Below are 10,303 nucleotides of genomic sequence, written 5' to 3' on the forward strand. Positions count from 1 at the left end.
CTTAAAAATCATTAATATGAATGAAAAAAATCTCAAACCAGATGCATTAAATGTTCATCTGACTCAATATTTCAATCAAAGCGCGTCGGTTAGCAAATCCTGATAATTGGTTGGCAATTAAGAAACCATCGGCATTGGTTGCTTCTTTCAACCGACGTAACTGCATTTCTACCTGTTTAGGCGTACCATATACTTTTCTTGACGCATATCTATCTTCTTCATTCGGGTCACTTATTGTGACAAAATCTCTCGCTTCAGAAACCTCCATCAACTCTAAATATGCCCGCTTATCATCATCCAGCGCATCGATCCAGTCATTTAAAGCATAATTCAACGCTTCCTTTACATTACGTTTAGTAGACGTAACTGCATAGGTAGCTACTAATGCTGATGGTTTTGACATGCCTTTTGAAGGTTTGAAGTTTTCCCGGTAGATTTTAATGGTTTCAATACACTCTTCTAAATCACCAGAAAAGAATAAGCCAAATACCATACCTAAGCCTTTTTCGGCGATAAACTTGGCATTACGGCGTGAACCTAACATGGTATAAAGTGGCGTCACGGCATCAAAGTAAGCTGGCATGACACGTAGACCATGCATTTCATCTTCAGATGATAAATCATCATAAAGTAAACCGGCAATTTGTGAAACCGTCTTTTCATAATCAAGTCCGCGGTTAATCTGCATCCCTAATGATTCCTGACGGGTCACTTCTTTTGGCATAGAATGGCCGACCCCTGCTTCAACACGTCCAGGATACATTGCTTCAAGCACCATATAGTTCTCTGCAATTTGATAAGGGGTGGAGTTATTGATAATCACCGCACCTGTACCTAACTTAATCTGTTTGGTTGCTGCACCATAACGTGCTAATAATAACTGGGGTGTTGAAGATAGGACAGCTGGCGTTGAATGGTGTTCCGTTAACCAGTACCGGTCCAAGCCCTTTTCATCCGCCAATTTAGCCAATTGGATGGACTGCTCAAAGGATTCCAATACCGATGTATTTTTATCCCGAGGTATAAAATCTAAAATACCGATCCCTAAAGACATTTTGTCACTCCTCTTACTGAATTCAATAATCCTATTTTACCATATGTAAAATAAGAATAAACTGCCCAATTAGATTTACAAAAAATGAAAGGATCACGTGTGCTATCAGTAATGATCGCCAACTAGTAATCCCTTTTAAGCATATCGTATCTCTCTTGCTCCCCATATGTGATATGTTTAAGACAATGAATAAAAAACCCTTTTGGGAGGTAGAAAAATGAAAAAATATTTACGTTATCTTGGACTGGCTTTCATCAGCTTGGTGCTTGCAGCTTGTGGTCAAAATACTGAAGACGCACAAACCATCAAAGTTGCCACCTCACCTGGCCCTTACTCCATTCTCTTTATGGAAGAAGTGGCACCAAGATTAGAAGAACAGGGCTATACCGTTGAAGAAATTCAATTTTCTGAACTACGCCAAGCCATGATAGCTGTTGATGAAGGCGAAGCAGATATCAACGTGGATGGTAACCGGTTAAACACTGAAAGCTATAATGACACTTTGGACGCTAACTTTGAACAAATTGTCCGTATTCCAACTGTACCGGCTGCTATTTATCCAGGACAAAAAGACCGTTTAGAAGACGTTGAAGAAGGAGATACCATCGCTATCGGTAATGGTACAGTTTCTATGATGCGCGGTTTATTATTGATGCAAGACCTTGGTTGGATTACATTAGATCCAAACGTTGAACCAGCCAAAGTAACCGCCGATGATATTCAAAAAAATCATGTAGGCATTGAAATTGTCGAAATGCAAGGTGCTGCTATTCCACCAGCAATCCAAGATGTTTCTTATGCTTTAGTTGCTGGTTCAATCGCTTATGATGCAGGCATGGATTTAGAATCTCGTCTAGTGACAGAAGAACCTATCGATGGTTTACTACTTGAAGCTATTACCACTGCAGATAAAATGGACCAAGCTTGGGTAGAAGATATTAAAGCTATCTACCAATCAGAAGACTTCAACCAAGCAGTAATGGACCGTAATGAAGAAATTGGGACTGAATTTTGGATTATCCCTGAAGAAAATCAATAGATGATAAATTGATACAAAAAAGCCATCTTGGTAAGGATTCATCCCCTACCACGATGGCTTTTCTTTTATGTTGATTTAAATTACTTTAGTTATTTTTCTACATATTATGACCATATACTAACAAGTACACTGACAAACAGTATCATCAGCAATTTGGACGCCAATAACAGCTTCCACCATATTTTTAGCGACTAAGTCTAAATTCGCTAAATAGTAATTGCGGTCGGTTGCATCTGCAAGGAAGAATAATTCCAATAACCGGTAGTTAATCCCCCAACGACGCGCATTATTACAGTTTAACAAGTCCCCTCTCTTAGATAAGCCTAAACGATCACGAGTTACGAGGCCAAAATGCTTTTGAATCATGGCGATGAAGTTATCGTCCATGGCATCCGTTACATAATCAGCATGAATAATCACATGACCACCAGTTTGCGGTTTAGCCGCTGCGTCCATATGCAATTCAACGACCACCCAATCCGCATAAGTCTTCATGTCCGATGCATGTTGGTAAAGATTATCCATATAAAAGGCTACTTTAATGCCTGCTTTTTTGGCCCACTTTTCAATATAGGGCTTCAACTTCCGTACCATTTCTGCTTCTGTATAACTACCTGAAACAGCGCCTGGATCCCCGTTCCCATGACCAAATGCAATCAAAAGTCCTTTATATTCTTTAAATGTTGTTGCTTTCATATTGCCTCCTAACCCACCAATAAATGGCGAATAGACTGTAGTTTATCCATCAAATTGCGTTTCTTATTGTAAATCGCTTGGCGAGAAATCGGGTAAATTTCAAGTAATAGTTTAGTCTTCCCCTGACAAGCAATCACTTGGTAGAGAAAATCCAAATCACGGTAACGGAGTATTTTCGCCGCCTCAGCTAGAAAGTGCTGAATATCTGCCGTGACTTCAATCGTTTCCCCTTCACCTAAACCAGCTTCAAATACCCACTCATCCATGGTTGAAAACTCCTGACCACTCAAACGCGTATGCTTACGCAACTCATCCAAAACCCGCCATCCCATCACGCGCTTCACATAAGCGACAAACCGGTAACGATCAGCTTCACTTAGCGGGTCTCCGTCAAAATCCTCCGCTGCCTGATACAAAGCAATCTGTGCGATCTGGTATACATCATCATAATAAGACTTATACACATCCACATGATACCGATTCAAGACATGCACAATCACGCCATGATACTGGTCCAACAACTCCGGATACCGATACTGATCAAACATAAACGTCCATTCCTCCCTCAACGAATCTAAAGTTTCTTATCATCACCTGCAGGTAACTTAAAATACGTTTATTACTCAGAAAAAGGCAAGCCCATGTCACGCTGATTACCTCATATTTTTAGGCAGAATTATCATTTAAAAATTAAAAACATTACGTAAAATCCGTTAAATACCCATAAATTATTACTCGTTTGATATAAAACAAACATTTTTCAAATGAAACAAAATATACTGTTTATTAAAAATAAATACAATGCTATAAATAAGATAAGCAAAAAAGTTTAGAGGTGGTAGAAAATGACAGCATATAACAACAAACTTGAAACAGTCCCAGCGAAATGCAATTGGCCAGACTATCTCAACACGTTAATTGAAAAAGCAACCTTTGGTGAGCCCCGTCAATTTAATCAATTACTCCAAAATATGTCGCTATTATACAATGTATCTGAATTTAACCTCCCCTTTAAGACGATTATTCTCTTTACAGATCAAAGTTTTGGTATCAGTGAGTTAGATCCTATGAGTCTGTTAAGAAACTGGCACGACCAATACGGTTTTCTCGCTACTTATTTTAATCAATCCCATGGGCATATCTTAGATAGTTATAAGCGGTTACCCGTTACCTTAGGTAAGTTCGCCTTCCAACGCTTTGATGACCAACAAGATGTCAACCATATCTTAGCCTTACATAATATCCAAATATACTATGCAGACGCCCAGTGCAAGAAGAATACCTGGATTGAAGTAGACAACCACTTTAAGTATAAAATCCAACTAAAGTGTAGATATTTAAGCGAAAAAATGGCTATTTACGCTACCTTCCGAAAACAGCAACTTCATTTCTTTAATCAAATGGCCTTTTATAGTCAATTGAATTTATTCAATCACCGGCAACATTTTACTAACCACCCACTAGAGAATGAACAATATTTGGTGAGTGAATCGGATTACCAACCTATTAAAGCTTACGAAAACTTCGGGCAGCTAGATACTGTTTACCAACTTTTCATCAATATACTTCACTATCTCTTTGGGGCCGACAAATTAATGAAAATCGCGAATAAAAGCACCCAGAATAAGATACGGAGAATTCAAAGAGGGATGAACCAAGTGCATTAAGCAAACCCTTTATGCATTATGGGTATTGAAAAAAGGCTGAGCTATCACTCGCTCAGCCTAATCATTATTTCAACTATGTCATTAGATATCGATTTCTAACAAAATCGGTGTATGGTCTTGTCGGGTACCAGAATCCAACATTTCAGATTTTTGGACTTTATCCGCAATCCGGTCACTCACTAGCCAATAATCAATTCTCCATCCAGAATTGTTGATTTTACTTGTTTTCACACGTTGTGCCCACCAAGTATAAACCCCTTCAACATCACCGTGGATCAGACGGAAAGTATCGGTGAAGCCGCGGTTTAATAAGTTGGTGAAGCCCGCACGTTCTTCATCGGTAAAACCAGCTGAAAAATGATTATTTTTAGGGTGTGCCAAGTCAATTTCTGTATGGGCAACATTAAAGTCACCACAAGCCAATACAGGTTTCTTCGCATCTAAGTCTGCCAAATAATCTGCATATTGCACATCCCAAACTTGTCGGTCTTCTAAACGTGCTAAAGCAGATCCTGCATTTGGTGTATAGACATTGGTCACATAGAAATCAGGAAACTCTAATGTAATCATACGACCTTCGTAATCCATCGTCGTCGGTGCCCCAATTTGTGGGAAAGTGACTTCTGGCGTATAGTCTTTCTTGTACAAGAACATGGTACCAGCATAACCTTTACGGGCAGGCTCAACACTAGACACCCACTGAATCTCATAATCCGGCACATTCGCTGTCATTATCTCAAGGTGCTTTTTCGTAGGTCCCTTCGCCGATAATTTCGTTTCTTGAATCGCAATCACATCTGGTTGATGTTCACGAATCATCTTTAAAACCTCACGTGATAGTTCTGCGCGTGGAGACGCACCAGTTAAGGCCGCATTTAAAGAATCAATATTCCATGAAATTAACTTCATCATTAAACCCCTTTACTCATATGATGACTATATTTTAGCATAACCACAAACATAACCGAAATGAGATGGCGGAAGGCGTTAGTTAAAGACTATTCAGTATAATAATTTAAAATCGATTTACTAGACAGATTTTTTCTTTTTAGATATTGCACTTATTTTGAGAATTGAAGACTATGAAAAAAGCCACCCTATCCGGATGACTTGCTGTTGACTAACTAGTCTTCATCTACCCAATGGTATAAAAAGAACATGTAGCCCCAAAATTTCTTAATTTCTTTAAAACCGGCTTGACGATTGGCTTGCCACCAAGTCACTTCCTCGCCATCAACATCATGGTAGGTCGCGACATAAGTTAAATCAAAGTCGTAATGGCGATTTTGGCGTTCATAAATCATTTTGGTCCGTAACATATGGTAGTCAGATGACGTAATGATGGCTGAATTATAACCCATTTCTTCCATCATCTTCAAGGTATTTCGTGCGTTGGTATAGGTAGACGTCGCATTTGCTTCGTTAATTAAAGCATCACTTGGTGCACCTGCCCCCACGTAAAAATCATAATTTGACTGGGTTAGTGGACTTACGATAATTTTTCCTGAACGTGAATAACCGGCTTTAAGCAAATCAACTGCTTCACCAGCCCGCTCACTAGCCCCTTCTGGCACAACAATAATATCTGATACTTTCGGTTCCTCATCAACAATGAGGTTACTAATGGTGATCAAACAAACTAACCCAATAGCAATGCTGATACCAGCAAGAAAGCCCAAAAGTCGCACAACATTATTTCCTTTCATCTGCATTCCCCATTTTGTTAAGCATTTTCCTTTTGTCTTATCTTACCACAGGGGACTTACCGGATGAAAAGTAAAGTATTATTTTCCAAAATCAAACATAATCGTATTATTATGTTTCTTAGCAAGTGAGGCAGTATCCCTTTGAATGATTTCATTAAATTGGTCTTCATATTTAAACATATCGAGAGGTTGTTGATTTAAGTCAGCATCCTCAATATATACTTTTAACCGCTTTTGTACTTGCTTCATTTCAAAATCAATTTCATCTGGATGTTCAGCACTCGCTACCGTATAGCAAAACTCATCTATTGGTAGGTCTTCACAGATATCAATAATATTCAATAAGTGTTCCTCATGATGGATAAGTTTTTGCATATCACAAACTTCTGTAATTACCTGCAATATCACTATCCGCGATTGCTCCAAGATATCTTCAATCATCGCTGTATCCCCCAGTTGAATAAAAATATATTCCACACCAGGTAAATCTGGTACCACAACATCTTCATCATGTACAGCGATCACTTCATAGCCCGCCATAGAAAATTGTTCTACCGCCTGACGCCCTATCATATTCGTTGCACCGATAATTGCTACTTTATTCATTTTCTCCACCAAAATTCCCTTATAAATATAGACGCCACTCACCAACAGCTATCGATCTTCCAATCAATAAAACCCACAAGCATATGCGATATTTCAACAAACATGCAGATATCCCATAAAAATTTAAACTGTCTAAAAATACAACATAACAATAACATACGCTTTGCACTTTTTCTCTTCATAATCGTGGATATGAAACGAAATTTTGAAATGGCGTTATGGTCAAAAATAGTAGCTAAGCAGTTTGACTATTCATATTAAGACAAGCTTCCCAAGTTTCGAAGATATAGGTATAAACTTACTCGCAATCATAGTGTTATTATTATGGCTATGTAGCTCTTGTAACCCCCTTACATTATAGTCTTAAATATAGCTAGAAAGATAGCCCTTTTCGTATTGATACAGTATTACTTATCAAATAAGCATTTATATCATCTAAACGTAATTTATTCAGTACAATGATATTTTGTTGGTAGAGTGATGGTACATAGGGAAGTGCAGGGCAAAAAAAAACATAGGGTATCTTGAATTAATCAATAACTCTTATCTGAGTAATGAATTAAAGTCATTTTAGGCATTCTTTCAAGAAGCGTCTCGAATCAGTCCCATCATTTTTCAATATATATAGTAAAAGACAACAACTTTAAATTTATAAGAAGTAAAGTGGCCAACAGAAATTAAGTACAACTATTATAAAAAGAAGAGAGCTGACCAATTCGTCAACTCTCATAAAATTAGTCTAACTTTTAGGGTTCCTTATAAGGGTGTCTCCTTCAGAGGATTTTTTTAATATCATCATCATTTATTCTTTCCGAAATATTACGTTTACTCTTGCTAGTAAATCTATTAACAAGTCTTCAGGTACATCTTCTACATATCGATAGTCTCTTGCATTAAAGTCAATTGTAACTAATTGGTCTAGCATAACTTTGCCTATCGTTTTTGTATCCTCTAATTGAACATAAAATGGATAATCCCTTTTCGTGTTACTAACTGGTGCAAAAATAGCGATATTCGAATACTTAGTTACAACGCCATGACTCAAACAAATATAAGGCCTATACCCTTGTTGTTCATGACCTTGCTTGGGGTCTAAATTAATTTTAATAATAGAACCTTGCTTCACTTTTACCATTGTTCTTTTCCTATACTTTCGAATAATACTGGTTTCACATTAACTGGCTCACCATCATAATCTTTGAATAGGTCATCGACTGTTAGATAGGGTACTTCAGTTCTTCTTTCTATAATTAATTGATTGCCAGATATATGGTAATCTAACTGATCGTTAATTGATAAGTCCATTTCTTCTACAAGCTGTTTAGGTAATCGTATAGCAGAACTATTTCCCCACTTGCTTACTGTTAAAGGCATATGCAACACTCCTTATCTCTTTTAAATTATTGTATCACTTTGTATATACATTGTGAAGCATATTCACTTCGTTCTTTTGCTACCGACTATAAATTTTAATAAGACATCGTGAAGATGTCTTATTAAAAGTATCCAGATTCGTCAAAACTTCGTACTTCATCATCTTCTTTAGTAGCTGTGTGGACCGGTAGTGCAACAGACTCTAGTTCATTATTGGTAAATGTGTAGAGCCCCCTTAAAGTTAGGTTTTTAGTCTAACTTTAAGGGGGACTTTACGTTCTTATTATGATTTATTTCTATTTGTATATAATAATACTACAATGATGATCAATAATACCACTACAACACCGATAAATAATTGCGGTGTTAACCAGGTATTCTCTTCCAGTTCAACTGCATCCTCAGAGATTTTTCCTTGTTCATCGGTAATTGTGAAAGGTTCGTCCCAGGTCCATTTCTGATTTCCATCAATTGCGGTCAACTTTAAGAGATAATCGCCTAGTTCTAAGTATTGATTTTCTCAATCAATCACAAATTCCAGAGTAGAGTTAGGGGCAAATTGCCCACTTTCAATCGAAGCCGTTTTAAACACTTCATCAGGTTGGTTTTCTTTATAGACCTCAGCTTCAATATCTACATCACCAAAATCTATTTCGGTTCTACCAACAAGTCAAAATAAGTCGCTCCTGTATCACGTTGTGCATCAGGTAGTATTGCCTGTACCGAATACCCAACACTTTCACCTTCGGTTGCCTCTACATTCTTCGTTAAAAAAATGAAGAAATAATAATATGTTATTTATACTTTTCAAAATATGAACCTTCCTAACACTTTAACTTAACGATCAAGATGATTGTGAATCATTCAATGGCTCTTGTTCGGTTCCATCTGGTGTATTATATAAAGTCCAAGTAGTTGGCCCTTTATGTTTTCCTTCAGTGGCTACAGCTGCTGGAACTGTTAAAGTGACACTCTTATTTTCTTCACCAGTTCCATCCACATTTGCTTATTTAACGCTAAGTTGAAGGCGATTGCAGGAGGTGGTCGAACAATTGATAGGCAACCACTTATTCACTTATCCAGTGAGCAATCTTCTATTAAGCTATCTGAGGGTGCTAGCTTAAATATTGAAAACAATCGTAGACGAACGCCAGGTCCCCTAATCTCGATGGAAGGTACGCTAGAATTCTTTCCAGATGGCAATAAATTAGCACTCGAAGACTCTGCAGGTAACACTGTCAGCTTTCCAAGAATTTATCAAGCTAGTATAGGTTTTGTACAAGATAATAAAAATACTATTGCTTTGGATGCTAACTCTTCGCGTGCTCATTCAGACAATAGTCATTTCCATGGACAAGATTTAACGTCTTTCTTAGCCACACATAGCCTTTCTAGCTTTAAAAAATATCCATATCCCCTATTACTGGTATCGATCAACCAACAGTAGACAAATTAACCGATACTGTTGTGACTTTAAGGGGAACGGCAGAGCCAAGACTTACCGTAACAGCATCTGATTCTTTCAACAACAAATGACGTACGACCGTTAATGAAGCAACTGGTAAATTTCATATAGATTTAGGTAAGTTTGCCCCATATAAAGTTGGTTCAGAAATAATCGTTACGGTATCTGATAATTACGGTCATACAAGTGAGGATATGATAATCACTGTTCAAGGGAACCGTCTTTCATTCAACGTGCCTGACCAATTGAAATTCAAACAAGTAGCTACAGAGGATACATTAATGACCATCCCAAGAGAAGATCCAAATTGGCAAATAAAAGTTATCAATACGAAGGGGACAGCTTGGAAACTTACCGCTAAGGAGACAACACCACTATCAACAGCTAACGGAGATACTATTGAGAACGGTCTAGTATTTAAGGAAAATGGAAAATCTGCTTCTTTCACCGAAGAAGTACTGATCTACCAACAAGATAAAAATGGACCAAATGAAACTTTCCTAACCTGGAATAAAGATAGTGGTTTATTATTACAATTAAATCCAATCGAACAAAATGTTGAGTACTACAAACCCTATACAACTACTATAAAGTGGACACTCACAGATGCACCGTAAAATAACAATTATTTTAATATGATGGTTCTACAACAGTATTCAGTTTCATGATAAATAGTGTTGGTGGGAAATTCTTAGG

At 37.5% G+C, this 10,303-nt stretch carries 14 protein-coding genes; 4 read left to right on the top strand and 10 right to left on the bottom strand.

The features are described from left to right. Positions 1 to 46: 46 nt before the first annotated feature. The gene (locus tag HMPREF3116_RS05765; protein ID WP_070468255.1) at positions 47 to 1,054 is read right to left on the bottom strand and encodes an MsnO8 family LLM class oxidoreductase; all 1,008 of its coding nucleotides are present in this window, start codon (positions 1,052 to 1,054) and stop codon (positions 47 to 49) included. Between the two features lie 217 nt (positions 1,055 to 1,271). Here HMPREF3116_RS05765 and HMPREF3116_RS05770 point away from each other — a divergent pair, with 217 nt between their 5' ends. Next, positions 1,272 to 2,093, top strand: coding sequence for a MetQ/NlpA family ABC transporter substrate-binding protein (locus HMPREF3116_RS05770; RefSeq protein WP_070468257.1), 822 nt, complete (start codon positions 1,272 to 1,274; stop codon positions 2,091 to 2,093). A gap of 117 nt (positions 2,094 to 2,210) precedes the next feature. On the opposite strand, the gene HMPREF3116_RS05775 is transcribed toward HMPREF3116_RS05770, so the two are convergent. Together HMPREF3116_RS05775 and HMPREF3116_RS05780 are read right to left on the bottom strand one after the other, a co-directional pair. After that, positions 2,211 to 2,789: an N-acetylmuramoyl-L-alanine amidase gene (locus tag HMPREF3116_RS05775; RefSeq protein WP_070468259.1), complete on the bottom strand. Its 579-nt coding sequence runs from the start codon at positions 2,787 to 2,789 to the stop codon at positions 2,211 to 2,213. Between the two features lie 8 nt (positions 2,790 to 2,797). After that, positions 2,798 to 3,337, bottom strand: coding sequence for a sigma-70 RNA polymerase sigma factor region 4 domain-containing protein (locus tag HMPREF3116_RS05780; RefSeq protein WP_070468261.1), 540 nt, complete (start codon positions 3,335 to 3,337; stop codon positions 2,798 to 2,800). Between the two features lie 297 nt (positions 3,338 to 3,634). Here HMPREF3116_RS05780 and HMPREF3116_RS05785 point away from each other — a divergent pair, with 297 nt between their 5' ends. Further along, positions 3,635 to 4,456, top strand: a complete 822-nt coding sequence (locus HMPREF3116_RS05785; RefSeq protein ID WP_070468263.1) for a hypothetical protein — start codon at positions 3,635 to 3,637, stop codon at positions 4,454 to 4,456. Between the two features lie 81 nt (positions 4,457 to 4,537). On the opposite strand, the gene HMPREF3116_RS05790 is transcribed toward HMPREF3116_RS05785, so the two are convergent. The 7 genes from HMPREF3116_RS05790 to HMPREF3116_RS08990 all read right to left on the bottom strand — a co-directional run bounded on the left by HMPREF3116_RS05790 (position 4,538) and on the right by HMPREF3116_RS08990 (position 9,142). After that, positions 4,538 to 5,365, bottom strand: coding sequence for an exodeoxyribonuclease III (locus HMPREF3116_RS05790; protein WP_070468265.1), 828 nt, complete (start codon positions 5,363 to 5,365; stop codon positions 4,538 to 4,540). Positions 5,366 to 5,580: 215 nt separating this feature from the next. Further along, positions 5,581 to 6,162, bottom strand: coding sequence for a YdcF family protein (locus tag HMPREF3116_RS05795; protein ID WP_070468267.1), 582 nt, complete (start codon positions 6,160 to 6,162; stop codon positions 5,581 to 5,583). Positions 6,163 to 6,240: 78 nt separating this feature from the next. Continuing rightward, entirely contained in the window at positions 6,241 to 6,768 is a 528-nt protein-coding gene (locus tag HMPREF3116_RS05800) for an NAD(P)-dependent oxidoreductase (protein ID WP_070468269.1), read from the bottom strand. Between the two features lie 802 nt (positions 6,769 to 7,570). After that, positions 7,571 to 7,903, bottom strand: coding sequence for a type II toxin-antitoxin system PemK/MazF family toxin (locus HMPREF3116_RS05805; protein ID WP_070468271.1), 333 nt, complete (start codon positions 7,901 to 7,903; stop codon positions 7,571 to 7,573). Then, positions 7,897 to 8,142: an AbrB/MazE/SpoVT family DNA-binding domain-containing protein gene (locus tag HMPREF3116_RS05810; protein ID WP_070468273.1), complete on the bottom strand. Its 246-nt coding sequence runs from the start codon at positions 8,140 to 8,142 to the stop codon at positions 7,897 to 7,899. The genes HMPREF3116_RS05805 and HMPREF3116_RS05810 overlap by 7 nt, the downstream gene beginning before the upstream one ends. Before the next feature lie 283 nt (positions 8,143 to 8,425). After that, the gene (locus HMPREF3116_RS05815; RefSeq protein ID WP_070468275.1) at positions 8,426 to 8,623 is read right to left on the bottom strand and encodes a hypothetical protein; all 198 of its coding nucleotides are present in this window, start codon (positions 8,621 to 8,623) and stop codon (positions 8,426 to 8,428) included. A 363-nt stretch (positions 8,624 to 8,986) separates the two neighbouring features. Then, on the bottom strand, positions 8,987 to 9,142 hold the full coding sequence (locus HMPREF3116_RS08990) for a hypothetical protein (protein ID WP_168125802.1): 156 nt from the start codon (positions 9,140 to 9,142) through the stop codon (positions 8,987 to 8,989). A 21-nt stretch (positions 9,143 to 9,163) separates the two neighbouring features. On the opposite strand from HMPREF3116_RS08990, the gene HMPREF3116_RS05820 reads away from it, so the two are divergent. Beyond that, positions 9,164 to 9,589, top strand: a complete 426-nt coding sequence (locus HMPREF3116_RS05820) for a hypothetical protein (protein ID WP_070468276.1) — start codon at positions 9,164 to 9,166, stop codon at positions 9,587 to 9,589. 212 nt (positions 9,590 to 9,801) lie between these two features. Then, entirely contained in the window at positions 9,802 to 10,224 is a 423-nt protein-coding gene (locus HMPREF3116_RS05825) for a hypothetical protein (RefSeq protein WP_070468281.1), read from the top strand. Positions 10,225 to 10,303: the final 79 nt, after the last annotated feature.

The organism is Aerococcus sp. HMSC10H05 (assembly GCF_001806975.1).
GTDB classification, from domain to species: Bacteria; Bacillota; Bacilli; order Lactobacillales; family Aerococcaceae; genus Aerococcus; species Aerococcus viridans_B.